This window comes from Streptomyces thioluteus, assembly GCF_039535865.1.
In genome coordinates this window covers 1-25,424 of record NZ_BAAAXZ010000066.1, presented here as the reverse complement: position 1 = coordinate 25,424, position 25,424 = coordinate 1, and the positions used below count along the sequence as shown (strand labels likewise).

Below are 25,424 nucleotides of genomic sequence, written 5' to 3'. Positions count from 1 at the left end.
CCGGTAGTCGCACGTCGTGCAGCGCTCCATCAAGGACTTGCCCTGTTCGAGGAGGCGGGAGGACCGCTGGGCGGCGGCGACGGCCTCCTGGTCCGTGGTGCGCTGCAGGAGCGTCAACCGTGCCTGGGGCCAAGGGAGTTCGTCGCAGCTGCCGAAGCGGCCGTCGGGGTAGAGGGTGAAGACGTGGTCGCACTTTCATGTCGGAGAAGTGGCAGAAGCCGGTGTCCAGACCTCTGAGCCGGCGGATCGCCGATACCGCCGGTTCGAGCTTCATCCGGGAGAAGTGCCCGGCGGAGATCCAGCGGGCGGCGGCGGCCAGGACGAAGTCGGCGTAGTCGGCAGGATGGACTGCCCAGTCGGGGCCCGGCCCCCGGCGACGCTGGCCTGCTGCAGCCGCCGGCTGGCCGTGGGTGCGCCGCGCTCCGGAGGCGGTGGCGCGCCGGACACCCGCGTCGAAGCACGGGACGAAGCTCACGGCGTCCACCGAGCCGAAGCCGGCGATGTGGTCGAGCACGGCCTCGGCCCGGCCCAGCACGGCCGGGGTGACGGCGGCGATGACGCCCGCCCGCACGGCCGCGTTCGGCGAGGAGCCGCAGGGCCGCCGCCACGCGGGGGTAGACGGGTTCGCCGTCGTAGCCCACCCGCCAGGCGTTGCCCCGGGCGTCCCCGTCCATGGAGATGCCGATCCGGAGGTCCGGGCAGTACGCGTCGAAGAGGTCGAGCCACTCGGCGTCCAGCAGCACGCCGTTGGTCTGCAGGGTCACGCGGCGGACGGAGGGCTGGCGGGCGAGCTCCGCCAGGATGTCGCGCCATCTGCTCCTTGCCCACGGTGATAGGGGCTCTCCGCCGTGCGAGTTGCGACGGCCAGCGGCGTGCCGTGGAAGATCCTCGCGAGGTCCCGAAACCTGGCCCGGTCCTATGCGTGCTCCGCCGGGATGTCCGTCCTTGCCGCTTCTCGTAGCAGTAGAGGCAGTCGATGTCGCAGGTCTCGCCCCGTAGTTTCATGATCACCGAGACGGCGTGCCGGGTGTCGTCCGGATCGAGGCTCGATAAATGCGCTCGATGTTCTCTCTGCGAACGCTCTCTCTCTGTGAACGCCCTCTCCGGGAATGTTCTCTCCATGGACGTTCTCTCCGTGAGCGACGATGCGGCTCATCGGCTCGCCTCCCTGCGGCCCCGAAAAAACCTTGGTGCTCCGGCCTCGGAAAGGGGCGTGGGAAATCTCGTGGGGCGACCCTTCCTTGTGTGGGGGGAACGGGTGGGATCGGCGAAAGGTGAACGGCCGCGTCGTCGGCGACGGTTCGTGAAGAGGTCCGGTGCTCCGGCGGGATCATCCGGGCGGCAATCACCGGACAGGGGTGGCGGAAATTAATGTATTTCGCACCTAGGTGCGTCGCCAGGCATTCTTTCGGCCGAAGGCGAGGCCAGGTTGGACGGACTTCCGCAGGTCGCGCCCCATGGACCATGGCGGGAATGCGCCAGGGCGCCCGGCTTCGGCCCCGCTCTCCCGGGAAGGTTTCAGGGAACGAATCCGCGCAGGTGCGAGGGGAGCGCCATGGCGCAACTGGCCGCCTCCAATGCGGTGATGTACGAACTCGCCGCGGAAAACCCGAACATGACGGACCTGGACCGGCTCACGAATCTCTACTGGGCCCTCTGTTCCACCCTGAGAGCAGGAATACCGGGAGACATCGTCGAACTGGGCTGCAACGCGGGACTCACCAGCGTGCTGCTGGAAATGGTCCTGGAGGCCGAAGGCGGGACCGGCCGCACGCTGCATCTGTACGACTCGTTCGACGGCCTTCCCGCCCCGTCGCCGGCGGACCGCTACCTCAAGAAGGGGGACTGCAAGGCGACGGAGGCGGACGTCCTCGCCGCCTTCGCGCGCCGGGACCTCCGGCCGCCCGAGATCCACGCCGGCTGGTTCGAGGACTCCCTGCCGCGGCACCTGCCCGACCGCGTGGCCTTCGCCTACCTCGACGGGGACTTCTACGAATCCATCCTCACCGGCCTGACCCACGTCTGGCCCCGGTTGTCCCCCGGCGGCTCCGTCATCGTGGACGACTACTGCGACCGGGGGCTCAGCCCCAGGGCCTGGGACGGCCTGCCCGGAGTGAAGAAGGCCTGCGACGCGTTCTTCGCCGACGTCCCGGCCGGCCGCCGCGTGCTCGTCGGCGCCGGCGACCTTGCCTTCGCCGAGTTCCGCAAGACAGTCGAGTCCCGTGGGGCAGGCGGGACCGGCGCGGCCCCGGCTCCGGCCCCGTCCCCGGATCGATGACCCGCGAGAAGGGACGCCCCGGCGTGCTGCACGACTCGTTGAAGATCGGAAGCGTCGAGGGGCTCCTCGGCGCGGCGGAGATCGATCACCTGGCCGCCCGCATCTCCGCCGAGCTCGGGGACGGTGCCCGCTACAGCGTCACCGGACGGACGCGTTCGGTGCACTCCGTCGAGGGCCAGGGCCTGGAACGCGTCAAGGAGGTGTACGAGCCGCGCGGGCCGCGTCGAGTACGACGAACTCCCCGCGGACATCACCGAGTTGCTCGATGCCGCCGTCGCCCGCCGCATGCCCGACCTGCGCAGGATCTTCCCCAGCGCCCGGCGTTCCATGGACTGGCTCTACGTCGAGTACGGCCCCGGCCAGTTCGTCACGCCGCACGTCGACTACCCGCATAACGAGATCGCCCCGGACCGGCCCAAGGTCGCGGCCATCGGGATCGTCCTCCACGAGGCGGCAGCCGGAGGCGAGTTCTACGTCGAGACCGGCGGCGGGGACGCGCTGTGGAACGAGGCCGGCGGGATCAAGGAGAACGCCAACATCCACAGCCCCTGGTTCGCCGGCATGCGACGCACCCGGTGGCGCGTCACATGCGGAACGGGGGACGCGCTGTGCTGGGGGACCCAGCTCGTGCACGGCACCGAGCCCGTGTCCGCCGGACGCAACGGCAAGTTCATCGGCTTCCTCGGATCCTGACCCGCCCACCCCCGGAGGTGTGGACACCGTGCGGACCGCCTTCCCCTACCACCCCTCGCAGGACAGCCGCGGCGACCGGCTGACCCCTCCCGTCCTGGAGCGCAACGCCCGCCGCTCCCGCGGGGTTTCCGGGCGCATCACCTGGGCCCACGCCCTCTGGATCGAACCCGAACTGGAACGCCGGTACGGAGGAGACCGGCACGACCCCGGCGTCAACCGCGAACGCGCCCGGCGGCTCTGCCCCCCGCCCCCGGACGCCCCCGCCCCACGGCCCCTGGGGCCGCCGGTGCCGGCCGCCTCGGCCCTGCACTCCCGGGCGATCGACACGGTGGGGGCCGACCCGGACGACGAGGCCTTCGACCTGATCCGCCGGACCCACAGCGGATACCTGTGCGAGCTGGCCGTCGGCATCGTCCGCTCCGGCGCCCCGCACCGCACGGAGCAGGACGCGGACGTCCGTACCCCGTTCACCGCGTTCCTCCCGGAGGACGGCGCACCGGTGAGCCGCGCCGCCGCCCTGCTGACGTCGACGGCGCGCGAACTCCTCGCCCAGTGGTACGACGCACACCACCAGGCGGGAGAGTCCGCGCAGGTGTATCCGCTGCCCCCGCCGGCCTGGGCGTGCCACGTCTTCTCGTCCTCCGTCCGGCACGAGTTCTGCCGGAGGGTGCGCGAGGAACCCGGCCACACCCCCGCACGGCGACGGGAGGCCGCGTCGCTGATGGACGCCGCCGCCGGCGCCCTGCCCCCTCCCGCGTCACTGCGGGCCGCACTGCCCGGCGGCGTCCAGGGCTCCGTCGTCAACGAACTCCTCGCCCTGTCCTACCCGTTGTGGGACCGGGTGCGCTTCTGCCTCGACTCGCCCTTCGACGGGCTCGGTTCGCTGTGAACGACGCGATGAACGCCCCTATGGCCGAACGACGCGCGCGGAAGGTGACGAACGTGCGACCGGCACCGGACAACGACGGCCCGCCCCCCACCGAATACGCAAGCGGCCGCGGGCCGTTCGGCCCCCGGGGGACGTTCCCCTACATCGCCCTCGAAGGGCTCAACGGGGCCGGCAAGTCGACCCTCAGGAACATGCTCGAGCAGTCCTTCTGGGCCATGGGCACGAACGTCTACACCATCGGCCAGCACTCCTGGCAGTCACCCGCTGCCGCCCGGGTCATCCTGGACGTCAAGGAACGCCGCCGCGCCCACCCGCCCGAGCGCGTCCGGCTCGCCTACCTCGACGACCGGAAGACGCAGAGCGAGCACATCCTGTCCCGGGTGCTGCGGGAGGTTCCCGTCATCGGCGACCGGTCCCTGGTCAGCGACATGGTCTACCTCCAGGCGCTGGACGGCATCCCCCGCCGCCGGGACGTTCGAGCTCTACCGCCGCCATGGGGTCCGCCTGCCCGATCTGATCATCCACATCGAGGTCCCGCCGGACACCGCACTGGCCAACCTCGCCAAGCGCGACCGCCGGCGCAAACCCCACGAGAACCCCCGGCAGATGCGGGCCCTGGCGGACACCTACGAGTCGGTGCTGTGGGGGAACACCGTGCCCGGCCTCCCTCCCGTCCTGCGCCACCGGCCCGCGATCGCGGACGACGGCACGTCGTACACCAATCCGGCGGACGACATCACGAGCCGCGCGATCGCCGTGCTCGGGCTCGACTCCTGATCACCCGCGTAAGCTTCCCAGTCCGTCCGCGGGCACGGACGGCGGCAGAAGGGAAGCGACGCGCATGCAGGAGCCGGGACAGGCGATCGTCCTCGCGGGAACCTCCGGCGCGGGCAAGAGCACGACGGCCGCGGAACTCCAGAAGATCCTCCCGGAACCGTTCCTCGCCCTGGGCCTCGACACGTTCTTCGGCACGCTCCCGCACCGCTGGACGAGCGAGGGCGTGAGGAGCGCCGAAGGCTTCTCCTACGTCCGGGACACCGACCCGGAGGGGCGCGCCCGCCTGCGCATCGACTACGGGCCCGTGGGCGCACGCCTGTTGGCCGGCATGCGCGCGACGGTCGCCGCGCTGCTCCGGGAGGGCAACAACGTCGTCGTCGACGAGATGCCCATCGACGCGTCGGTCATCCCCGCGTGGCGGGCCGCCCTGGCCGGGCAGCGCGTGCTGTGGGTGCACCTGACCGGCCCTCTGGCGATCCTGGAGAGCCGGGAGACCGAACGCTATCCGGAGCGGTTCCGGGGCCTCAGCAGGGGCCACTACGACGTGTGCGACGCCGACGCGTTCGATCTCGTCCTCGACGTCTCCGTCCTGGGCCCGCGCGAACGGGCCCAGCGCATCGCGGCCGCCCTCTCCCTTCATCCGCAGTCCTGTTGACCCCTCGGTGGAGCCCCGCGCGTTCGCGCTCCATCGGAAGCCGCTCCGGATACCGTTTCGAGACACGGATACGGCGGCACCCGGCCGGGGTGAAGGCGGCTACAGGAAAGCAGCGGTGAACAGGGACAAGTGCGGTATCGGCAGCTGACGAGCGGTTGGTCCTTGTGACCTCCGGCCTCACCCACCGCACGGCGCCGGAGCCGCTCCGCCGCAACCGCGACTACCAGGTCTGGTGGTCGGGGGCCGCGGTGTCCAACATCGGCAGCTGCCTCCTGGCCACGGCGGTCCCCCTGCTCGTCCTGGAGACCAGTGGCTCCGCCGGCCGGGCGGGACTCGCGGCCGGTGCCGCTGCCATGGCGAAACTTCTCGGATCGTCGCCCGCCGGGGCGCTCGTCGACCGCTACCCCCGGCGCGCACTGCTGCTGGTCGCCTCCGCGCTCCAGTTCCTGGCGGCCGTCTCCCTCCTCGCCGCCGCCGTACGCGACCACATCGGCCTAGCCCACCTGGTCACGGCCGCGGCCGTCGAAGGACTGGGGTACTCCCTGCACACCGCCACCGAACTGCCGCTCCTGCGGCGCATCGTGCCCGAGGAACAGCACCGGTCCGCCCTCTCCCGGGAGCAGTCGCGCAAGGCGACGGCACAGCTGGCGGGGCCGCCGCTGGGCGGCCTGCTGTTCTCCTGGTCGCCCGTGGCACCCTTCGCGGCGGCGACCCTCTGCTTCCTGGGCGTGACGGGGGCGGCCCTCGCCCTCCGTGCCCCGCTCGGGCCGCCGGTCCGGGATCCCGCACCCCGTGACGTCCCGAGGAGGACAACTCCCCTGGCCGGACTGCGCCATGTGCGCGACAGCCCCTTCCTGCGGTACATGCTGGTGTGGTTCGCCCTGGTCAACGGAGCGTTCGCCGGGCTGGGCCTGTTGCTCGTCGTCCTCTGCCACGACCGGGGCGCGGCCGCCGCGACCGTGGGCCTCACGCAGGCCATCGGTTCCGCGGGGGCCGTGGCGGGAGCCTGGGCGTGCGAGCGGCTGACCGCACGCATGGCCGGAGCGCGCCTGCTGGGGGCGGCGTCGTGGATGCTGGTCGCCGGAACCGTCGCCATGGCCGTCCCCCTCGACGTCCCCCTCGTCGGACTCGCCTATGCCGGCGCCCTGTTCCTGACCCCCGCCGTGAACGTGTCGTTCATGGAGTACATGGTCCGGACGGTTCCCGAACATCTCACGGGGCGGATCTCCATGACGATGATGACGGCGGCCCGCAGTCTGAACTGGCTCTTCGCCATGACGGTCGGGGCCATGGCCGACCGCTGGGGCCCCCTGGTCCCGCTCTTCGCCCTCGCCGGGCTGTTCCTCACCCTGGCCTGCGCCGGCCACGCCAGGGGCTCCGTGAGGGTGTCCGCCGACCTCGGCGGCCTCTGAGCGGCGGACGCGGGCGGTTCCTCAACCGTTCGCCTGTGCGGCGCGGTTCGCAAGCCCGTCACGGGCCCGCAACCGGTCGCCGACTCCCTTGCGAGATCGGGCTGGTGGCGCATTTCCATCCATGATCGACCGGAGTCGTTGACCCGGCGGTCCACCCGCCGGTTGGCTTTCACCGGCCGACCGACAAGAGCCGGGGACACGGGTCGGCCCGACAACAGGGGAGGACTGATCACGTGAGACGGACGAACGGCTGGGGCGGAAGACGGTGGCTGGTGCGCGGAGGCTGTGCGCTCGCCGCCGTCGGCCTGCTGGCGGGAACGGCGTCACCGGCGCAGGCGGGTCCCGAGGAGGACGGCGTTGTGCAGGTGGACCTCGGCCCCGACGGCATGCAGCCCGACAACTGGTCGGAGGCGCGCGGGCTGAGCGCGGACGGCAGATACGCCCTGTTCACCTCCCTGGCCTCCAACCTCGTGCCCGGTGACACCAACCGTCTGTACGACGTGTTCGTCCGGGACTTGCGCACCGGGCGCACCGAGCGGGTCAGCGTCGCCGACGACGGCGCGCAGCTGGACGCGTCCACGAGCACGGCGGCCATCAGCGGTGACGGCCGCTATGTCGCGTTCGCCTCCGACGCGCCCGGCGTCGTACCGGGACAGCCGGCGGACGGCGGCTGGAAGATCTTCGTCCGGGACCGCCGGACCGGACACACCGAGCTGGTCACCACCGGCGCCGGGACCTTCGAAAGCCCCGCCATCAGCGGGGACGGCCGGTACGTGGCCTACACCTCGGACCGGCGCGACATCCACGTCACCGACCGCCGGGAGGGGACCACCCGCCTGGTCACGTCCGGCGCGGACGGCTCCCGGGCCGACAACGCGTCCGACGATCCGGTGATCGGCGCGGACGGCACCACCGTCGGCTTCCGCTCGAAGGCCACCAACCTGCTGTCCGGCGACCGGTCCACCGCCGTCGCCGGTTCCAAGCCCCCTCCGCCGCGCCGCGCGTTCCCGTTCTACGTGTGGGACGCGCGCACCGGCCGGATCCAAGGTGCCTCCGTCGACCCCGCCGGTGTGCTGCGCGACGCACTCCCGGAAGCGACGCTGAGCCCCGACGGGGCGTACGCCATGTTCAGGGCCTTCGAGCGCAACGAGACGGAGGCGGGCGGCACGCATGCCGAGCTCTACGTCCGCGATCTGCGGCGGGGCACGACCACGAAGGCCGGCCCTCCGCTGCCCGGCACCCGCACCGTCCACGACGCATACCGCGGCAGCATGACGGCGGACAGCCGTTGGGTGCTCTTCGGTTCGGAGGCCGACAACCTCGTGCCCGGTGACACCGACCAGGCCGCGGACCTCTTCCGGCGCGATCTGCGGACCGGCCGGGTCGAGCGGATCGGCATGACCGGGGGCGGCGCGGACGCCTCCTGGCGGCCCAACTCCCTCTCCGTGGACGGTCCCGGCACCACGGCACTGTTCGACGGGACCGGCAAGGTCTTCGCCCGTCGGCTGCCGCCCGCCTGACCGGACCGGCACCATCCTCCCTTGCGGGGACGTGGGTTCGGGCGGGCGGTCTCCGCGACGGCGGCGGAGGGAGCGTTGGGCCGCAGTGACAGCGGAGCACGGGGAACGCGCGGCACCCGATGTGTGGAAACGGGCCGTGGCGGGAAGGCCACGTTCGTCGTCCCGCCGGACACGGTCGGCACCCCGCCGACCGTGTCGCCGGTGATGATCAGCCGACTCGACGCCTCCTCGCCGGTGGCCAGTTGGTGCGCCACCCGCGGGTCCTCTGCACGAAGCTCCCCGTGTTCGCGCGGCACCTTCCGGATTCTGAAACCGCCGAGGCAGGCCCACCGGCGCATTGGGGAGCATGATCGTGACCGTGGACGACAGCGAACGGCAACTGGAGTGGTTCAGCCACTTCACTCGACGGCGAGGAGAGCCGCCATGCGGACCGGCATCGTCATGACAGCAGGGCCGGGTGTGGAACACCTGGCCGCCCGCGCGGAGGAACTCGGCTTCGACAGTTTCTGGGTGTACGACACGCCGATGATCCACGGCGATCCGTTCGTGAGTCTCGCACTCTGCGCCAAGTCCACCCACCGGATCAGGCTCGGCATCGGTGTCACCTCACCGGCACTGCGTTCCGCGCCCGCCGCGGCGGCGGCCGTCAGCAGCCTCAACGCCCTCGCCCCCGGCCGCATCGTCTGCGGGGTCGGCACCGGCAACACGGCGCGCCGTACGCTCGGCATGCGGCCGGTGAAGACGGCGGAGCTGGAGTCGTTCACGGCCGCCCTGCAGGATCTCACCGCGGGCCGCGAGGCGGACTACCGCGAGGGGACCCGGTCCAGCAGGGTGCGTTTTCTGCACGTCGGGCCGTACGTCAACACCGAGGCTCCCGTGGAGTTCGTCGTGGCCGCGTCCGGCCCGAAGGCTGCCGCGGTCGCCGGCCGGCTCGGTGCGGGAGTGATCTCCTTCGGGATGCACGACCCCGCGGCCTGGTCCGCCCTCGGCCGTACCCGGCGGGCGGCGGCGCGGGACGCGGGCAGCGCCGGGAAGACCCGTTCGTACCTCATGTCCTCCCTGTATGTCCTCGCCGACGGCGAGGACCGCTACGGCGATCCGGTCAAGGACTCGATGGGGCACATCGCACTGAGCGCGCTGATCCTCGGCGCGGAGAACCCCGCCTTCCGCGCGGCCCTCCCTCCGGAAGAGGCCGCGGCTGTCGACCGTCTGCTCCGGTTGCGCGGCACCACCCCCACCGATCCCAGGCTGCACCAGGCGCTCTACCGCAACTACCTGGGTCGGCTGTCCCCCGCGGACCGCGAGCTCATCGTGCCCTCCCTGGTGGACAAATTCGGCCTGGTCGGTACCAGGGCCGAGGTCATCGAGCGGATCGACGTGCTGGAGAAGTCGGGGGTCGACGAGCTGGTGATCCAGCCCGTGGTGGACCCGGAGACCGAAATGGCCGAGCTCGCACGGCTGTTGGCCTGACACTCGGCGCAGGACGACCGCCGGAGTGCCAGGGCGTGCGTGGGGTCGCCGCGCGCCGGGCCCTGACTCTTCTGCGCTGTATGGAGTGTCCTGTATGCCGGTTGCGGCTGATCGCCGGGTGGGATACTGGGCAGCGGTCGGCATCGGGGCCGGAACGGGGGCGCGGACATTGGCGACACGAGTGTGCGTGACCGTCAAGGGACAGCTGGGGCTGGACGATCCCGACCGGATGCTCCGGGAGCTGGAACAGGCCACGCGGCTGTCCTGGCGCTGGGAGGAAGTCGACCAGGGCCCGGCCCTCTCGGGCGGCATCCCGGAGATCGTGCTCGAAGCCGTGATCGGCAAGGGCGTCGAGATGTCGGTCGAGTACGCGGTGGACGCCGTGCGGCGATGCGTCGGGCGCTGGCGCGCGGAGAGGCTCGACCCGCCGCGGACGGCCATCCGGACCTCACCCGTCGACGAGAACGAACTCGACGGCGCGGACGGTTGAGATGGCCTCCCGGGCGCTGGTGATCGGCCCCGCCGAATACGCCGCGGAATCGGGCGTCCGGACGTACACGGAGATCGGCGTGAGCGCCGTCCAGTACGGCGAAGTCCTGGCCGGCAACCCCATGTGGGGCGCCGACCACTGCCGCGTCCTCGCCCCGGAAGAGGTCAGGACGGCCGAAGGCGTGATGGCGGCGCTGGAGGAGGAGGCCCGGCGGACCGGACCGGGCGACATCTTCATGGTCGTCTACATCGGGCACGGCGCCTACTGGGGCGACGTGCCGGGCGCCGAAGTCCACTTCTCCGTCGGCTCGTCGTACAAGGACAAGCCGTGGACGTGGCTGTCGAGCTGGTACCTGTACCGGGCCATGCGCCTGTGCAAGGCCGACCTCAAGGTCCTGATCGCCGACTGCTGTTACTCCAAACATGCTGCCCCACCTGGGCAACGGGTTCGACACCCTCCCCGGAGTCCTCGACGACGCCGGCCAGGGCACCTGCGTGCTGACCGCGCTGAAGGACAACAACGTCAGGGCCTGGCCGCACGGCTGCGAGGAACTGCCCGGCGAACTGGCGCACTGCACCCCCTTCAGCGGGCACGTGCTGAACATCCTCAAGAACGGCACCACCGACCACCAGTCCCGGCTCACCCTCGGCCTGCTCCGTGACGCCGTCGAGGACGAGATGCGCCGCTGCCGCTTCCAGCACGACAGGCCACGGATGCTCCTCAACGACGCCCGCGAGAGCCGCGCGTTGTTCACCAACCGCATGGATCCAGCCCGGCGCGCGCCGCGCCCCGACACCCCGGTCGGGGCCGAGGAATGGGTCGCCACCCTGCTGCGGGAGAGCGACTGCGACGTGGAAGAGCTCCTGCGGGACCCCCGCAAGACCGGCGACGTGGTCGCCCTGCTGCGCACCTCGCCGCAGGACGGTGCCGCGGCGATCGCGCAACGCATCGACGAGCAGGCGTTCCGCAGGTTCCGCTCGCCCCAGGACTTCGCCCGGTACTGGAACAAGGCGGAGCGGGCGCTGCGCCCATGAGCGGCCGCGACCACGGGGCCCGTCACGCCGCGGACGGGACCGGCGACCGGCCGGACTCCGGCTACACCTGGGTGACGGCATGCGGCATCGGCGAGTTCGTGCGGAGGATGCAGGCCATCCGGGAGGGCGAGCGGCCCGCCACCGACACCAGCGAGCCGCCCCGACCCGCCACCGCCATGCGGGCCCTGCACGCCTTCGCCGTCGAACGTCCGACGGCCGACCTGATCGAGGCGGCGCAGAACGGGCACTTCGGCTACCGCGACGCCGTCAGCGTCCTGGCCACCGCCGCACTGTGCCGGAGCGTGAAGGAGGCAGCGGACCTGACGAGCCGTCAGTGGGAGGCGGAATCGGGACCGAGCAGCGGCGACACCCCGAAGACCGACGACATCATCCGCGACATCGCCCGCCAGCGGACCGTCCCGGACGTCGCGGCGTTCGTCCGGGAATGCCGCACCCTCGGCAAGGACCCGCTGGTGTCCAAGACGCTCTGCGCCTTCACGCATCGCAGCTCGGGGCGGAGGAACCTCGACAAGGCCCTGCTCTACCTCGCGTTGCGCGACGAGGACTGCGCCGGGGAGGCCGCCGAGCTGCTCCGCCGGACGCTGGCCGCGATCGACGAGGACGCGACGGAGCGCACCGCCGGCACCGGGCCCGCGGAGCAACTCGACGATCTGGTCGGCGCCCTGCACGAGATCAGCCCCTCCGAGCGGATCCTGGAGGAGTGGATCGACGGGCAACTGCGCGATCTGGGAGGCGTGTCGGACACCATCCGGCTCGTCGTGCGCCTGATCGCCGGCCGCCCGCCGGGACCGGACACCCTCGCCGCGCACGTCGGAGGAGCCTGGGGACGGTACGAAATCATCCCGCTCTGCGCCCAGTTGTCCACCCGCGCGCCGGAGAAGTGCGTGCTCGTCCGCGAACACCTCGCCTCCCGCCGCGACGTGCGGGAGCTGGCGGAAATCGTCGCCGACTGGCGGGCCTCGGAGAACCTGGCGAAGACGACCCGGGAGCTGCTGAAGGACATCGTGGCCAGGGGGACCGCGCGGACGGACGGCCCACGACCGCTCGGCGACCTCGACGACCTGGACCGGTCGCTGCGCCACGTCCGGGCCGATCCGGAGTGCGGACGCATGCTCCGGCTCGTCGCGGCGGAACACGTCGACGGCCGCTCCGGCGCCGACCTCGCCGCCCTGCTCCACCGGATCGAACGGCGGGGCGACCGCTGGCGCGCGGCGCAGACCATCGCCGAGCGGCTCACCGCCCGTGCGCTCGGCGCGGACAGCGAGGTCGGCGGCGTGCTCGTCGCCTACATCGGGGCGCTCCGCGAGGCCCGGGACGCCCACACGATCGACACGACCCTCAAGGAGGTCGCCGACTTCTCCCATTCCGGGCAGGACCACCGGGCGTGGGTCGCACTGATCGCTGATGTCGCCGACCGCCTGCACCGGGCGGGGCTGACCGCCGACGGGACGAACCTTCTGGAACGCTGCCTGGAGAACGAGCAGCGGGTCACCCCCGAGGACGTCGGCCTGGTGGTCCGGCGGCTCCGCGGCGCCATGGCGGAGTCCGCCCACTGGCGGGCCCTGCTGTCGGCGACGGTGGGCCGCTGGACCGATGCCCATCAACGCGACGGCGCGGTCCGGGAGTTGCGCGCGGCGGGCTTCCACGCCGAAGCCGCCGCGGTCGACGGCTGATCGTCATGCCCGGCTACGGGACGGTTCCGGCTGGTGGTACGGCGTCCGGTCGCGCCGGGGGAGCAGGAGCGGGGCGGTCAGGACGAGCAGTCCCGCGGCCGCGAGAGCGGTGCGTGGGCCGGTCGCGTCGGCGAGCAGTCCGCCGAGCGCGGTGAAGACGGCGATGGACGCCTGCTGGCCGATCGACCAGGCCGTCAGGGTGCGGGCGACGAGATGCCCGGGGGTGCGTTCGAGCCGGTAGGTGGCGAGCACCGGGGTGTACAGGCTCATGTTGATGATGATCGCCAGCTCGACGGCCATCACGGTGACGAGGCCGACGACGCCGGGGCGTACGAAGACCAGACCGATCAGCCAGACGGCGCGCAGGGTGCCGACCGTCCGGAGGACCCGGTCCCGGCCGTAGCGGTCCACGGTCCGCCGGGCCAGCCGGGAGCCGACGAGTCCGCCGAGGCAGGGGACGGCGAAGGCGAGGCCGTACTGCCAGGGAGCGAAGCCGAGTTGGCGGAGCAGGAGCACGGCGAGCACCGGCTCGGTGGCCATGATCGGACCGGAGACGAGCATGTTGTTGAGGTAGAGCGCCCGCAGGACGGGATGGCCCATGATGTGCCGCCAGCCGTCGAGCAGCGCGCCGGCCCGGACCGGGGCCTTACCGGTCGGCCGTGGCGTTTCCTCCCGGCCGCGGATCGCGGCGATGCCCAGCGCGGAGAGCAGGTAGCCGAGCGCGTCGGCGACCACGGTGGTGACCGGTCCGAACAGGCCGATCGCCGCCCCGCCCAGCGGTGGCCCGACCGCGATGGAGCTCCAGTTCGTGGACTCGAATCGCGCGTTGGCCACGAGCAGGTCGTCCGGCCGGACGAGGGCCTTGAGGTGCGCGCCGGAGGCCGCGCCGAATGCGATCTTGGCCGCGGCGACCACGATCGAGACCGCGAGCAGCTGAACGAAGCCGAGCAGGCCGACGGCGTAGGCGACCGGGATCGTCGCCATGGCCGCGAACCGGGTCAGGTCCATCGAGATCATGACCGGGCGCTTGCGCCGGAACTCCACCCACGGCGCGAGCGGCACCGCGATCAGCGCGCCCACCGCGGGCCCCACCGCGGACAGCGCGGACACCTCGGCGGGGCCGGCGTGCAGCACCAGTACGGCGATCAGCGGCAGTGCCCCGAACCCCAGCCCGGACCCGTACGCGCTCACCGCGTACGCCGCCCACAGGCGGCCGAACTGCCGGCCCAGCCGTCTCCTGGCCACCATGCTCAGCGCTCCCATCCGAACAAACCGACGTTGACCGGTGAGAGCTAAGCGAGCAGCACAACAGCAGGTCAAACAACCATCCGGCCTGCTCCGCACAACCACGGGTTGTTCACTAGGGTGAGCCGGCATGGACCTCGAAGCAGTGCGCACCTTCGCCGCCGTCGCGGAAGCGGGCCAGTTCCGGAAGGCCGCCGACGACCTGTCGATCACCCAGCAGGCCGTCTCCAAGCGCGTCGCCGCGCTGGAGCGCGACCTCGGCGTGCGGCTGTTCACGCGCACGCCGCGCGGCGCCGAGCTCACCATCGACGGGCAGGCGTTCCTGCCCCATGCACGCGAGCTGCTGCGCGTCGCCGAGCGCGCGGTCGCGTCCGTACGCACCGGCCACCGCCCGCTGCGCGTCGACGTGATCAACTCGCGCGGCGCGGCCTCGGGCCTGATGCGCGGCTTCCACCGCGCGCACCCCGAGATCGACCTCGACGTGCTGATGCTGTTCGACGTCGAGACGGCCGTCACCGCCATCCGCTCCGGTGCGATCGACGCGTCCTTCCGCGCCGTCGCCGCGCCCGGCCGGCCCCTTCCCGAGGACATCGAGTCCGTCCGGGTGTTCGACGAGCCGCTCCAGCTCCTCACCGGCCCCGCCCACGCGCTGGCGGGCGCGAAATCGGTGACCGTGGCCGAGTTGGCAGGGCACCGGATCTGGATGCCCGGCATTGTCCCCGGCACCGAGTGGGCCGCCTACTACGACGATCTCGTCGCCGAGTTCGGCCTCACCATCGAGGCGACCGGCCCCAACTTCGGCTCCGACGCCCTCCTCGACACCATCGCCGACACCCCGGCCCTGGCCACCTTCATGAGCGAGCAGACCCGCCTCGTCTGGCCCGCCGGCCACGGCCTGCGCCGCATCCCGGTGACCGACCCGACGCCCGTCTACCCGCACTCGCTCCTCTGGCACCGCGACAACCCCCACCCGGCCCTGACCACCCTCCGCACCCACCTCGCCGCGACATCGCCCGGCGGCGACACCGCCGGGACCTGGGTGCCGGACTGGGTGCTTCCGCGCTGAACGACCCGCGCGTCTTCGAGCCCAGGGGCGGTGTCGGGCGGCTGTCGGCGGTGGTCGATGACCGTCGGCGACCTGTCGGTGATCCGTCGATGACTGCCGGGACAGTGGAGCGGGTCGGCGCCGGTCGTCAACGGCGCCGGCCACCAGCAGTCCACGATCAGGAGGGACACCACCCCCATGACCACTGACGTCACGATCGTCGGCGCCGGGCTCGGCGGCCTCACGCTCGCCCGCGTCCTGCACGTCCACGGAATACCGGCCACGGTCTACGAGGCGGAGCCCTCCCCGGCCGCGCGCTCACAGGGCGGGATGCTCGACATCCACGACTACAACGGACAACTCGCCCTTCAGGCCGCCGACTTGATGGACGAATTCCGCGGCATCGTCCTGGAGGGCCGCCAGGCGCTGCGGATCCTCGACCCGGACGGAACCGTCCTGCTCGACAGGGCCGACGACGGCACGGGCGGACGCCCCGAAGTGCAGCGCGGCGAACTGCGACAGATCCTGCTCGACTCGCTCCCGGCCGGCACCGTCCGGTGGGGGCACAAGGCCAACAGCACCCGTACCCTCGGCGACGGCCGCCACGAGGTGACGTTCGCCGACGGCACCACCGTCGTCACCGGCCTGCTGGTCGGCGCGGACGGCGCCTGGTCACGCGTCCGGCCGCTGCTCTCCGCCGCCATACCCGAGTACGCCGGCAAGTCGGTCGTCGAGACCTACCTGTTCGACGCCGACACCCGGCACCCCGCCACCGCGAAAGCGGTCGGCGGCGGGTCGATGATCGTGCCCTCGCCGCGCAGGGAGATCTTCGCCCACCGGGAGAGGGGCGACACCCTGCACGCCTACGTGGGGCTGTCCGAACCGCAGGACTGGTTCGCCGCCATCGATTTCACCGATGCCGCCGCGGCCACCGCACGGGTCGCGCGGGAGTTCACCGGCTGGGCGCCGGAACTCACCACGCTGATCACCGCCGGCGACACCGCGCCGGTCCTGCGCCCCCTCTATGCCCTGCCGACCGGGCACCGGTGGGACCGGGTGCCGGGGGTGACCCTGATCGGCGACGCCGCCCACCTCGCGGTCCCGAACGGCGAAGGCGCCAACCTGGCCATGCTCGACGGCGCCGAACTCGGCACGGCCCTCGCCGCACACCCCGACGACGTCGAGGCCGCGCTCACCGCATACGAGCGGGCCATGTTCCCCCGCAGCGCCGAGGCCGCCACTTTCGGTGGTGCCGAGGCCCACGGGACCGACTCCGGCAACAACGCGGCCCACGACCTGATCGCCGCGTTCATCCGGGACGAGCAGCCCCAATAGGGCGTTCACCAAAGCCGTTTTCGCCTTTTGGCCATTTCAGCCGGTGAAGGTCCGGTTGGAACGAGGAGTCGTGCCCGCCGCGGTGCCCACGCCGTCATGACCGCCCACGACCGCACCCGCGGCACCGCCGCCCTGTGATCCCGCACTCTGAAATTTCGATGAAACGAGCCGGGAGAGATGGGCGAGAAGTCCGCGAAGTGGCTACGGGCTTGGCCTGTACCTGACCGATTCCGCCATCGTCACGTCGTCACTGGTGACGCTATGTTCACCTCCATTGGGCACCATCACCGAACGCTTTACCGGCCGGGTTCCGGCCCGCGATTCCGCATGGGCCCGGCCGGGGAGGGGGAATGATGAATCACTTGAGATCGCCCGGCCGCTGGACCAGAGGACTGGTCGCCCTCACCGTGACCGCCGCCTCGGCGCTCGCCACCATGACCGCCGTGGCCGGTCCCGCCGCCGCCACGGACCGTGCGAAGCCCGCCGCAACCGCCGACCAGCCGAAGCTCGGAGACGCCTGTACATCCGTCGATCTCGGCAAGCGGTACCCGTACATCAAGACCGCACAAGTGGTCCCGACGATCACGCACTTCAAGGGTTGGTACGTCACCGAGGGGTCGTCGGGGTCCCAGACGATCGAGACCAGCACGCAGACCGTGGTCACGGTCCAGGTCGGCCTGTCCGTCAACATTCAGGGCAACTTCAACGTCGGAGTGCTCGGGCAGGTCGGGGCGAGCCTGGGACTGAACGTGCAGATTTCCTCCAGCCACACCAGCAGCGAGTCCAAGTCCATCACCTGGGACTTCCGCAGGCCCGGTTACTACGGCCTCTACGAGGGAACCCGCAAGGTCACCGGCCAATACGGCAGCCTCAACTGCAACCGTGTCGACCAGGGCAACGGCACCTTCGCCACCAAGTGGATCGCAGGGCCCGAGAGCGGCAGCTTCACGACCTACACCACGCTTGAGGAAGGCGCGGTCCGGTGCGAGGACACCGTGCCCGCCAACAGCATCATGAAGAGGGCGCAGGACCTGCTCGGCTGCGGCACCGCGGCCGCCAGGGCGGGCGCGCACGCACCGACGGCGAAGAAGGCGGCCACGCCGGAGAAGGCGGCGAAGGCTGCGCATACGGCGAAGTCGCGTCCGGGCGGCTGGCCCCCGAACCCCGCCGTGCCGCCGGGCTTCACCTGCGACCAGGGCTACTACAAGGTCGCCACACCGGAGCGCTCCTTGTTCTGGACGCCGCAGGCCGCCTGGGTCGGCGATGGCGTCCTGCTGAACCCAGCCTCGTGGTTCGGTTACGACGACCAGTGGCAGGTGTGCCGCGGCCCGGAGACGGGCGGCATCGCCGAACACATCCTCGTCAACCGTTCGGGCAACAAGTGCCTGGGAGTGGCGGAGAGCACCGCGTCCCAGGAGGGCGCCCCGCTGCAGCAGGCCGACTGCAAGACGGACGATCTCCAGCGCTTCTACGTCTACCGGGATGTTCCCGGCTCGGACAGGATCGGCCTCCAGAACAAGTTCACCGGATTCATGGTCGGGCATGAGCGCAACGCCGAAGGTCAACTCCTGCGCCAGTACAGCATGGGCAAGCCCGACGGCACCGGAACGTACGCTCTGGTAAAGGCCTGACCTTCCTTCCCTCCTCCGCGTCTCGCGGCCCGATCCGGTCCCGGCCTGGACGGCAACTGGAGGATGCCGTCGTGACGTTGCGGCATCCGCCCCGAGCTTGAGCCGAGGAAGAACTCACTGGATCCGGTCGGTATGGGGATGATCCGGCGATGCCGGGCAGGCGTAGAGCTGCAGATCGTAGCCTCCGGCGATCTCGACCATGGTCGGGGCCGCCGGGTGAGGGTCGGCGGTGGAGGGCGTGGCGTGGGCCTGCTCTTCGTACGGGATCCAACTGCGGGTGTTGGCGCCCCATTCGGTCGAGGCGATGGTCAGGAGCGGGTCCATCTCGGCGTCGCAGGCAGGGCAGTTGCGGGGGACGGGGTCGGTGAGGCCCCAGCGTGTCCAGCCGCCGGCCTTCCAGCCGGGAGCGATGGACAGTACGTTTCCGTAGAACTCTTCCGGGGCGGGTTCGTAGGAGTTGTCCGGGGCGGCGTCGGCTGCCTGCCGTGGGCTCCAGTCCTGCATCTGTTCCTGCAGTTCTTTGGCCAGCTCCATAGGGTCGGGGTATTCGGTGGTCTGCTCCGGGGCGAGCAGGCACAGCTCGGGTACGTAGCCCTTGAACTGGACCACGGCCGGCTCCGGGGGTGTTGTGAGGACGTCGGTGACTGCGGCTGCGGACCGCCAGTACAGCGCGGTCCTGGGCTTGGGCTCCGGCGGGTGCTCGAAGGGGCACCACAACACCTGGAGCAGATCGGCCCGCCCGGGCGGGCGCAGCAGGGGAACGTCGCGTACGTACAGTTGGGCCACGGGCAGCATGGCGACCGGGTCCTTGGGCCATGGGTGGCCGGCGTTGATCCGTTCGAGGATGGCCGCCTCCTCGGGTGTGACGCGAGGGCGGCCCGGTGGCCGGCTTGCCGCTGCCGCTCGGATGCGCCGCTGCAGTCGCACGTCCTGCGGCGATGTGGCCGGATTCCCGTCCGGGACGTGCGGGCCGTCGCAGTACGGCCACGGCGCGTCGGCGGGCCAGAGCAGAGGCCCGCCGACTGAGCTGTCGTGCGGTGACGGCGACCCGGGGCGTGGATGCAATCGGGTCGCCGTGCGTGCCAGCGGGGCCAGTTGAGGGAAGACCGCCGTGACGTCGGCCGGCCGCGGCGGGGTGGTACGGCTCATCCTGGCTCCCTGCGGTGCGCATCAGGCCGGATCAGTTTCCGAGGTTGAGCCCACTGGCCTCTGTGTTGGTGACGCCGGTGATGGGCAGCAGGCTCTGCGTTCCGTCCGCCCGCTGAATCGCGGCGCTCATGGTGACGCCTGTGGGGATCGTGCTGGTGCTGTCCCGGTAGAGGGGCGTCACCATGTAGAAGACCGCATCGTCCGGCCCCACCTTGGTAGGGTCCTCAACCGTGTTCTTTACCTGCTTCTCGTAGGTCCACATGTTGTTCGGACCGGTGTTCATCCCCACCTGCCAGCAGGGGACGAGGTTGTCCAGCCCGCCGTCGTCATCCTGCCCCTTCCCGCCGAGGGTCTTGGCGATCAGATGGCACCGGGAGAGTGTGGTTGCAGGCGAGTGCGTGCGTACAAACTCCTTGGCGTCCAGCCAGCCGGTGACTGAATCCTTCTTCGTAGCCTCGGTGCCGTCGTCGGCGATCTTCCGCAGGCAAGCCTGCGCCCCGGCTGCCCGGGTACCGGCCGGACCCTTCGGGGTGATGTCCTTGTTGACGTGGTCGACTTTCTCGGTGCTGTTATGGATCCACCCGCCGCCGGAATTGGCCTTCGCCCACTTCAGGCATGCGGCCTTCGGTTTGGTGAGGTGCTCGGTTCTATGCGCTGGATCCGCACGGCAGATTGCGCCGTTCACGAACTGGAAGTGGGATACGCCGGGGTCGACATCGGCTGTGTAGGTTCCCTCGTCCTGATCCTTGTCGCTCAGGTAGCCGCCCTGCCAGCTGTCGCGAAGGAGCAGGTTGCCTTGACTGGTGTACTCGTGGGCATAGTTGTTCGGCCCCTTGATGGTGACGCGCCACTTGTAGCCGATGGCCTTCCCGCCCAAGACATCGAACCCGGTCTCCATGGCGAACGGGTGGTGGTTGGACTTCTCCTTGAGCTTGACCCAGGGGACGCCGCATGGGATTTCTCCGGTGTCCTTGAGATGGGCCTTGGACTGCTGGGCGGCGCGGCGCATCACGAGGTCCTTGGTGGCCGCCGGGATGGGAAGGGTCTTCCCGTCGGCCAGCCGCACCGTGACGTTGCCCGCGTGGTCCGGGGTTCTGGTGACCAGCTCCGTCACCCGCACCTTGGTCATCTTGAACGTGACGGTGCGTTCCTCCGGGCCCTTCGTGACGGCGCTCCCGCGGTCGGCGGGATGTGCGGGCGCGGCGTCGGCCGTCGCTGTGCCACCGAATGCGACAGCGGCTGCCGTCGCGGCCACCGTCGCCCCTGAAAGGGCACGGCGCAGCCTCTTCGGCTTTCGTCCGCGTCCTCCATGGTCGCGACGTAAACCGGGTATGGACAAGTTCGTCCCCTCTCCTGGTGTCCGGTCGATACGGCCTCCGTGCCCGTACCGGTGCGCTCGGGGTTCTCTGCTGGAACGACGGCCGGCCCCGGTGCTCGAACCCGCGGCTGGTCCAGCGGACGCGCCTGATCGCGGTTCACAAGGGATTCCTCTGGCCGAGCAGCTGAGGCCGTGGGTGGGCCTGCCTCTTCTCGGGTAGGCAGCGTTGCCTGATGCGAGGTGCAGCATCAGTGATATCGCGTTACGGGGGACGGTCAACTCGTCCTTGACATGGTCTCCTCAATCGAAATGTCTGCTTCCGGCCCGGACGGATCCTCCAGGGGCAGGTGCTACATGGTGTGGCGGGGGGAGACAGAGCTCGCTGTTCGGGCTGGCAGCGTCAGTTGGCCACCAGCCGGCGGAGCCGTCGAGGACGGAGTGCATGCCCGTGCGGCTTCGGGAGCCGTAGCCACGCCTCCGCGAAAACCCGTTGGCGGTCCACGGCGCCCCCTGCTACTTTTCCGGAGGCCGTGCGAGAGAACGAGGAGGTGGTACCCGTGAACGCAGTATCGACATGGGTGCTCCCCTCCGGGGTCACGGTCGGGCGATAGGTCGTCCGGGAGCGCCGTTCAAGAGCACTCCCGAAAGGCATGACCATGCACTTCACTTCCGAGCGGCGCCTCGACGACGGCGTCCTCGAACGCGAATTCACCCTCGGCGAGATCCCCGGCATCCTGTGGACACCCGCGTCCGCATCCGCACCGGCGCCGCTGACCCTGATCAGCCCCCCGCCCCTCGGACTGCGCAAGATGTACCCCCGGCTGGCGGGGCGGGCTCGTTACTACGCGGCGGAGTACGGCTTCGCCGCGGCCACCATCGAACTCCCCGGGAGCGGTGAACGGCCCCGTTGGGCCGCCGCCGAGCAGGCCCGCGCCGACCTGCGCCGGGTCATGGAAGCCGGCGAGCCGGTCGGCGACGAGATCGTCGACGCCCTCGTCCTCCCGCTGGTCGACAAGGCGGTCCCGGAATGGCAAGCCGCCCTGGACGCCCTCCTGTCGCTGCCCGGGATCGGCGGTCCGGTCGGGTACGAGGGGGGAGTGATCTCCATCGGCATCCGGCTGGCGGTGGTCGAGCCGCGCATCTCGGCCGCCGTGTTCTTCGCCGGGAGTCTCGTGCCCGCCGCCATGTTGGAGGAGGCGCGCCAGGTCACCATTCCGCTGCATGTCCTGCTGCAGTGGGACGACGAAGGGAACGACCGGCAGGCGGCCCTGGACCTGTTCGACGCCTTCGGCTCCAAGGAGAAGACGCTGCACGCCAACATGGGCGGGCACACCGGCGTCCCGCAGTTCGAGCTCGACCCCGGGGCCCGGTTCTTCGCCCGGCACCTGAAGTGAATCCGGACCGTCAGGTCGGCAGCAGGCGGTAGTCGGCTGCCGATAGTTGCACGACCGCCCCGATCGTGGTGGCGCTGGAGCCCATGAAGGAGGAAGAGTCCCCGGCCGCGAAGCCGGGGACTCGGCGGGGCTCAGGGGAAGTCATGGGAAACTCACGGGATGTCGTACGTCCGGTCCGGGAGCAGGGGAGAGGCCCGGCCGTGCGTGCCGTCGCGACAGTCTCACCAGCCCCTCGAAGACCACGGCGGCCAGCACCACGACGAACAGGCTCGTCCCCACCCGCGCGTCGGACACCCACGTCTGGGTCAGTGAGTGCAGAAGCGTCAGGGCGGCCAGGTAGCCCAGCAGCAGCACCGCCGCCCCGGCGGCCGGGTTCGTGCGCCACTGCCGCAACAGCGTCAGCTGCTCCTTGGCGTCGTAGGCACCCCGCCCGACGACCGGCAGGCCCGACCGGGCCAGCGCGGGAAGCCCCAACAGGAGGAGGACGCCGGCCAGGAGCGCCGCCATGCCGTACCACAGGTGGTCGCCCTCGGCCCAGTACAGGACCAACGCGATGGCCAGGAAGCCGGCGCGCGCCAGGATCCCGCGGAGCATCCTCCGGCGCCGGGAACACTCCGGGCTCAGCACCACCAGCACGACGCCGGGCATGGCGTAGACGACCAGCGTCAGGATGCCGTTCATCGAGGTGATCGTTCCCCAGGTGCCGTGCACTGCGATCAGGAGCACGGTGCCGATGGCGAAGTTGACGAGCAGCACCTTCAGTACACCTCGTACCGCGGCCGCGCACCGCGATGAACGTTCCCCGGACGGTCCCGCACGTTTTGCGGTGCGTGAGGTGGGCCGCGCTGAGCGCGGCGACCCTCGCGGGTGAGGGCGTGGGCGAAGACCAGCCCCGAACCCAGCGGGGCCACCACCAGCGTCGGCCCGGAGGACGTACTCGGGCCAGCCCAGCGTGTCCGCGATCCCCTTCAGGGCCTTGGGGTCGCCGTCGTGTAGCAGGCCAGTTCGGGGTGGCGAGGGACGGCGATCTGGGCGGCGCAGTAGAGCACGAGCGCGCCGGCCAGGGTTCCGTACACCGCCCTGCGCAGCCGGGCCGCTTCGCCGATCCCTTCCCGTTTGACGTTCCGGCGAAGTCGAGTGGTGCCTGGAAGCCGATGTACGAGAACAGCACGCCGGAGCTCACGAGTCCGGGGAGTTGGACGCCTCCGTGTCCCGTGCTTCCTCCCGGGGGATGGCACGGTGCCGGATCCAGCGCGGCCTGGTCGTCGAATCCGGTCCAGAACAGCGCGGCGACGATCAGAACCGGGAGGACGACCTTCCACACGGCCAGTCCGAGAATGACTGTGGAAGAACAGCCGTTGAGGCAGCAGATTCACGGCGGCGATGACCGCCAACAGGGCCGTGGCACAGGCCAGTCCCAGCCGCTGAGTTCCTTGCCGGGGAGGTCAGGAATCCCGTCGACGGAGCGGGAGAGGATCTTCGTGATGGCGACGGACTCGCTGACTCCGTTGGTGACATAGAAGATCCACAAGCCGGCCGCCATGACCGTGGCCACCAGGGGCCCACTGCTCTGCAGCGGCAGGAAGATCAACCCGCCGGTCTTCGGCCGGGCCGTCCCCAACTCGACCATCACCGCCGCCAGCACGACCATCATCGCGCCGCACAGCCCCCAGCACCACAGCGCGTCGAAGCCGAGCTGCCGTGATTCGAGCGAGGCGAACAGCCAGCCGGAGCCGATCAGGCAACCGACCGCCAGACCCACCAGGTCGTAGACCGACAGCCGCCGCGCCTCGCCCACCGCTGCTCGCCCCCGTCGGCTGCACCGCGCCGCCGTCCCGGGCCTCCGGAAGAGCCATACGCCCCGCCCCACCGTCAATGCGTCATCCGTCAATGCGTCATCGCTCTGGGAAGCGTCAGATTAGTCGTCGTGCGCGGGTGACGTACGGCGCTTGGCGGTCTTCCGTCCGGCGCGGGTGGTGAAAAGGGAGCGCTGAGCGAGCGGTGAGCGCCTGGCGGGCTCGCTCCGACCGCGGCCGGTGCAGGGGGTGAGGAAGGTGGACAAGGGGAGGGTGCGACACAATCCCCTTATGCGCATAGTGGTCTTGTACGGCGGAGAAAGCCCGGAGCGGGACGTCTCATCGGCCTCGGGCACATCGGTTGCCCGGGCTCTGCTCGACCGGGGGCACGAGGTGGTGCTGGTCGATCCGGCTGCCGAGACACCGGTGCCGGCCCGGTCGCTTCAACCCGGTGACGCGGTGGACACGTTCGTGGTGGGGGAGGAGCCGCCGTCCCTCTCGGACCGGCAGCGGTTGCGCCGGCGCATGCACGCTGCCCTGACCGGCGGGCCGGTGCTGGAGATGCTGCGCGGCGCGGAGTTGGTCTTTCTGGCGCTGCACGGCGGCTGGGGCGAGGACGGGTACGTACAGGAACTCCTGAGGAAGGCGGGTGTCAGGTTCACCGGCGCGGCCGGTGCGGCCTGTGCGGGGGCATGGCACAAGGGCCGGGCACAGGCGGCGCTGGACGCGGCGGGACTGCCGGTCGCCGAGCGGGTGCTGTGGCGGCCCGCCGGGGCCGGTGAAGTGCCGGAGGATGTGCGGCGACTGGTGGCAGCGGGGCCCGTGGTGACGAAGCCTGTGGCGGACGGGTCGAGTGTGTCCGTTCACCGCGTCGATTCGCTGTCACAACTGGACCGGATCGCTGCCGAGGTGAGCGCCGATGACGAGGCCGAGCTGCTGGTGGAGCCGTTCCTCCCGGGGCGGGAGTTCGCCGTCGCCGTGGTGGGCGACCGAGTGCTCCCCGTCATCGAGATCGAACTGACGACGCCGCTGTTCGACTACGCGGCCAAGTACCAGCCCGGAGCGGTCAACGAGGTGTGTCCGGCGCGAGTGCCGGCCGACTTCGCCTCCCGGCTGCAGGAGCTGGCGCTGCGCGCGCACGACGCGCTCGGATTCGGTGGCAACGCGTACTCGCGCACCGACTTCCGCTGCGACGCCGCGGGCGAGCCGATGTGCTTGGAGGTGAACGCGCTCCCGGGCCTGACGGCGACGAGCCTGCTGCCGCTCGCCGCGGCCGGGGCCGGATGGACGTACCCGGACCTGATCCAGCGCATTGTGGACCTGGCGGTGGAGGACATCTGACCGCTCATCCCATGGAACCGTCCGGGCCCGGGATCGGCCACGACGAGAACACCGGGACGATGCCCTCCGCCGCCTCGGCCAACGGGGAGCCCGACATCTTCGCGGTCCGTTCGACCGCCCCGTAGGCCCACCCCGCCAGAGACACGGCCAGGATCCGCAGCCCGTTGTGGCCGTGCGCGGCGGCCACCTCGTCCGCCACGGCGAGTGCCTCCTCCGGGACATCGTGGTCGCCGCCGTCGGTGAGCCGGGACATCAGCC

24 protein-coding genes and 3 pseudogenes are annotated in these 25,424 nt (G+C 71.0%); 19 read left to right on the top strand and 8 right to left on the bottom strand.

Annotated features, from left to right (window positions below; genetic code table 11):
* Positions 1-571 (bottom strand): annotated as a pseudogene (locus tag ABD794_RS08645) (hypothetical protein); the annotation flags it as partial.
* A gap of 984 nt (positions 572-1,555) precedes the next feature.
* Between ABD794_RS08645 and ABD794_RS08640 the strand changes: the two are divergent.
* The 14 genes and pseudogenes from ABD794_RS08640 to ABD794_RS08580 all read left to right on the top strand — a co-directional run bounded on the left by ABD794_RS08640 (position 1,556) and on the right by ABD794_RS08580 (position 12,912).
* A complete protein-coding gene (locus ABD794_RS08640) occupies positions 1,556-2,278 on the top strand; it encodes a TylF/MycF/NovP-related O-methyltransferase (RefSeq protein WP_344962091.1) in 723 nt (240 codons plus the stop codon).
* Positions 2,275-2,673: a hypothetical protein gene (locus tag ABD794_RS08635; protein ID WP_344962089.1), complete on the top strand. Its 399-nt coding sequence runs from the start codon at positions 2,275-2,277 to the stop codon at positions 2,671-2,673. The genes ABD794_RS08640 and ABD794_RS08635 overlap by 4 nt, the downstream gene beginning before the upstream one ends.
* Positions 2,564-2,971, top strand: a complete 408-nt coding sequence (locus ABD794_RS08630; RefSeq protein ID WP_344962087.1) for a hypothetical protein — start codon at positions 2,564-2,566, stop codon at positions 2,969-2,971. The genes ABD794_RS08635 and ABD794_RS08630 overlap by 110 nt, the downstream gene beginning before the upstream one ends.
* A gap of 28 nt (positions 2,972-2,999) precedes the next feature.
* Complete coding sequence (locus ABD794_RS08625) at positions 3,000-3,860, top strand: hypothetical protein (protein WP_344962085.1); 861 nt, start codon at positions 3,000-3,002, stop codon at positions 3,858-3,860.
* An 8-nt stretch (positions 3,861-3,868) separates the two neighbouring features.
* A pseudogene (locus tag ABD794_RS18705) lies at positions 3,869-4,300 on the top strand (nucleoside/nucleotide kinase family protein); the annotation flags it as partial.
* A 166-nt stretch (positions 4,301-4,466) separates the two neighbouring features.
* On the top strand, positions 4,467-4,637 hold the full coding sequence (locus ABD794_RS08620) for a hypothetical protein (protein WP_344962084.1): 171 nt from the start codon (positions 4,467-4,469) through the stop codon (positions 4,635-4,637).
* 64 nt (positions 4,638-4,701) lie between these two features.
* Positions 4,702-5,292 (top strand): phosphotransferase-like protein, encoded by a 591-nt coding sequence (locus tag ABD794_RS08615; RefSeq protein ID WP_344962082.1) that lies wholly within the window; start codon positions 4,702-4,704, stop codon positions 5,290-5,292.
* A 164-nt stretch (positions 5,293-5,456) separates the two neighbouring features.
* A complete protein-coding gene (locus ABD794_RS08610) occupies positions 5,457-6,704 on the top strand; it encodes an MFS transporter (protein ID WP_344962080.1) in 1,248 nt (415 codons plus the stop codon).
* A 233-nt stretch (positions 6,705-6,937) separates the two neighbouring features.
* Positions 6,938-8,224 (top strand): TolB family protein, encoded by a 1,287-nt coding sequence (locus tag ABD794_RS08605; RefSeq protein ID WP_344962078.1) that lies wholly within the window; start codon positions 6,938-6,940, stop codon positions 8,222-8,224.
* Between the two features lie 423 nt (positions 8,225-8,647).
* Positions 8,648-9,694 (top strand): LLM class flavin-dependent oxidoreductase, encoded by a 1,047-nt coding sequence (locus ABD794_RS08600; protein ID WP_344962077.1) that lies wholly within the window; start codon positions 8,648-8,650, stop codon positions 9,692-9,694.
* A 187-nt stretch (positions 9,695-9,881) separates the two neighbouring features.
* Complete coding sequence (locus ABD794_RS08595; RefSeq protein ID WP_344962076.1) at positions 9,882-10,184, top strand: hypothetical protein; 303 nt, start codon at positions 9,882-9,884, stop codon at positions 10,182-10,184.
* A gap of 1 nt (position 10,185) precedes the next feature.
* A complete protein-coding gene (locus ABD794_RS08590; RefSeq protein WP_344962074.1) occupies positions 10,186-10,845 on the top strand; it encodes a hypothetical protein in 660 nt (219 codons plus the stop codon).
* The gene (locus tag ABD794_RS08585) at positions 10,778-11,218 is read left to right on the top strand and encodes a hypothetical protein (protein ID WP_344962072.1); all 441 of its coding nucleotides are present in this window, start codon (positions 10,778-10,780) and stop codon (positions 11,216-11,218) included. Before ABD794_RS08590 ends, ABD794_RS08585 begins: the two co-directional genes overlap by 68 nt.
* Complete coding sequence (locus ABD794_RS08580; RefSeq protein WP_344962071.1) at positions 11,215-12,912, top strand: hypothetical protein; 1,698 nt, start codon at positions 11,215-11,217, stop codon at positions 12,910-12,912. Before ABD794_RS08585 ends, ABD794_RS08580 begins: the two co-directional genes overlap by 4 nt.
* 3 nt (positions 12,913-12,915) lie before the next feature.
* Here ABD794_RS08580 and ABD794_RS08575 read toward each other — a convergent pair whose 3' ends face one another.
* On the bottom strand, positions 12,916-14,160 hold the full coding sequence (locus tag ABD794_RS08575) for an MFS transporter (protein WP_344962093.1): 1,245 nt from the start codon (positions 14,158-14,160) through the stop codon (positions 12,916-12,918).
* A gap of 127 nt (positions 14,161-14,287) precedes the next feature.
* Between ABD794_RS08575 and ABD794_RS08570 the strand changes: the two genes are divergently transcribed.
* From ABD794_RS08570 to ABD794_RS08560, 3 genes are all read left to right on the top strand, one after another.
* Positions 14,288-15,223 carry a LysR family transcriptional regulator gene (locus ABD794_RS08570; RefSeq protein WP_344962068.1) on the top strand — a complete coding sequence of 312 codons (936 nt, stop codon included), beginning with the start codon at positions 14,288-14,290 and terminating at the stop codon, positions 15,221-15,223.
* Positions 15,224-15,400: 177 nt separating this feature from the next.
* Positions 15,401-16,537, top strand: a complete 1,137-nt coding sequence (locus ABD794_RS08565; RefSeq protein WP_344962066.1) for an FAD-dependent oxidoreductase — start codon at positions 15,401-15,403, stop codon at positions 16,535-16,537.
* A gap of 350 nt (positions 16,538-16,887) precedes the next feature.
* Positions 16,888-18,168, top strand: coding sequence for an RICIN domain-containing protein (locus ABD794_RS08560; protein WP_344962064.1), 1,281 nt, complete (start codon positions 16,888-16,890; stop codon positions 18,166-18,168).
* A gap of 114 nt (positions 18,169-18,282) precedes the next feature.
* Here the strand turns inward: ABD794_RS08560 and ABD794_RS08555 are convergent, their stop codons facing one another.
* Both ABD794_RS08555 and ABD794_RS08550 read right to left on the bottom strand, forming a co-directional pair.
* Positions 18,283-19,317, bottom strand: a complete 1,035-nt coding sequence (locus tag ABD794_RS08555; RefSeq protein WP_344962062.1) for a hypothetical protein — start codon at positions 19,315-19,317, stop codon at positions 18,283-18,285.
* A gap of 31 nt (positions 19,318-19,348) precedes the next feature.
* On the bottom strand, positions 19,349-20,572 hold the full coding sequence (locus ABD794_RS08550) for a DNA/RNA non-specific endonuclease (protein WP_344962060.1): 1,224 nt from the start codon (positions 20,570-20,572) through the stop codon (positions 19,349-19,351).
* Between the two features lie 719 nt (positions 20,573-21,291).
* Here ABD794_RS08550 and ABD794_RS08545 point away from each other — a divergent pair.
* Positions 21,292-22,029 (top strand): dienelactone hydrolase family protein, encoded by a 738-nt coding sequence (locus tag ABD794_RS08545; protein WP_344962058.1) that lies wholly within the window; start codon positions 21,292-21,294, stop codon positions 22,027-22,029.
* A 10-nt stretch (positions 22,030-22,039) separates the two neighbouring features.
* On the opposite strand, the gene ABD794_RS08540 is transcribed toward ABD794_RS08545, so the two are convergent.
* The 3 genes from ABD794_RS08540 to ABD794_RS08530 all read right to left on the bottom strand — a co-directional run bounded on the left by ABD794_RS08540 (position 22,040) and on the right by ABD794_RS08530 (position 23,827).
* Entirely contained in the window at positions 22,040-22,174 is a 135-nt protein-coding gene (locus ABD794_RS08540; RefSeq protein WP_344962057.1) for a hypothetical protein, read from the bottom strand.
* The gene (locus ABD794_RS08535; protein ID WP_344962056.1) at positions 22,171-22,785 is read right to left on the bottom strand and encodes a hypothetical protein; all 615 of its coding nucleotides are present in this window, start codon (positions 22,783-22,785) and stop codon (positions 22,171-22,173) included. Before ABD794_RS08535 ends, ABD794_RS08540 begins: the two co-directional genes overlap by 4 nt.
* A 616-nt stretch (positions 22,786-23,401) precedes the next feature.
* Positions 23,402-23,827, bottom strand: a complete 426-nt coding sequence (locus ABD794_RS08530; RefSeq protein WP_344962055.1) for an amino acid permease — start codon at positions 23,825-23,827, stop codon at positions 23,402-23,404.
* 289 nt (positions 23,828-24,116) lie between these two features.
* Between ABD794_RS08530 and ABD794_RS08525 the strand changes: the two genes are divergently transcribed.
* Positions 24,117-25,166 carry a D-alanine--D-alanine ligase family protein gene (locus tag ABD794_RS08525; RefSeq protein WP_344962053.1) on the top strand — a complete coding sequence of 350 codons (1,050 nt, stop codon included), beginning with the start codon at positions 24,117-24,119 and terminating at the stop codon, positions 25,164-25,166.
* Between the two features lie 4 nt (positions 25,167-25,170).
* On the opposite strand, the pseudogene ABD794_RS08520 reads toward ABD794_RS08525, so the two are convergent.
* Positions 25,171-25,424, bottom strand: a pseudogene (locus tag ABD794_RS08520) (hypothetical protein); the annotation flags it as partial.

Coding starts and splice junctions, on each gene's coding strand:
- ABD794_RS08580 (WP_344962071.1), top strand. CDS start 11,215: ATGAGCGGCCGCGACCACGGGGCCCGTCACGCCGCGGACGGGACCGGC.
- ABD794_RS08570 (WP_344962068.1), top strand. CDS start 14,288: ATGGACCTCGAAGCAGTGCGCACCTTCGCCGCCGTCGCGGAAGCGGGC.
- ABD794_RS08540 (WP_344962057.1), bottom strand. CDS start 22,174: ATGACTTCCCCTGAGCCCCGCCGAGTCCCCGGCTTCGCGGCCGGGGAC.
- ABD794_RS08615 (WP_344962082.1), top strand. CDS start 4,702: ATGCAGGAGCCGGGACAGGCGATCGTCCTCGCGGGAACCTCCGGCGCG.
- ABD794_RS08630 (WP_344962087.1), top strand. CDS start 2,564: ATGCCCGACCTGCGCAGGATCTTCCCCAGCGCCCGGCGTTCCATGGAC.
- ABD794_RS08590 (WP_344962074.1), top strand. CDS start 10,186: ATGGCCTCCCGGGCGCTGGTGATCGGCCCCGCCGAATACGCCGCGGAA.
- ABD794_RS08525 (WP_344962053.1), top strand. CDS start 24,117: ATGCGCATAGTGGTCTTGTACGGCGGAGAAAGCCCGGAGCGGGACGTC.
- ABD794_RS08600 (WP_344962077.1), top strand. CDS start 8,648: ATGCGGACCGGCATCGTCATGACAGCAGGGCCGGGTGTGGAACACCTG.
- ABD794_RS08640 (WP_344962091.1), top strand. CDS start 1,556: ATGGCGCAACTGGCCGCCTCCAATGCGGTGATGTACGAACTCGCCGCG.
- ABD794_RS08565 (WP_344962066.1), top strand. CDS start 15,401: ATGACCACTGACGTCACGATCGTCGGCGCCGGGCTCGGCGGCCTCACG.
- ABD794_RS08620 (WP_344962084.1), top strand. CDS start 4,467: ATGCGGGCCCTGGCGGACACCTACGAGTCGGTGCTGTGGGGGAACACC.
- ABD794_RS08555 (WP_344962062.1), bottom strand. CDS start 19,317: ATGAGCCGTACCACCCCGCCGCGGCCGGCCGACGTCACGGCGGTCTTC.
- ABD794_RS08635 (WP_344962089.1), top strand. CDS start 2,275: ATGACCCGCGAGAAGGGACGCCCCGGCGTGCTGCACGACTCGTTGAAG.
- ABD794_RS08560 (WP_344962064.1), top strand. CDS start 16,888: ATGATGAATCACTTGAGATCGCCCGGCCGCTGGACCAGAGGACTGGTC.
- ABD794_RS08545 (WP_344962058.1), top strand. CDS start 21,292: ATGCACTTCACTTCCGAGCGGCGCCTCGACGACGGCGTCCTCGAACGC.
- ABD794_RS08575 (WP_344962093.1), bottom strand. CDS start 14,160: ATGGTGGCCAGGAGACGGCTGGGCCGGCAGTTCGGCCGCCTGTGGGCG.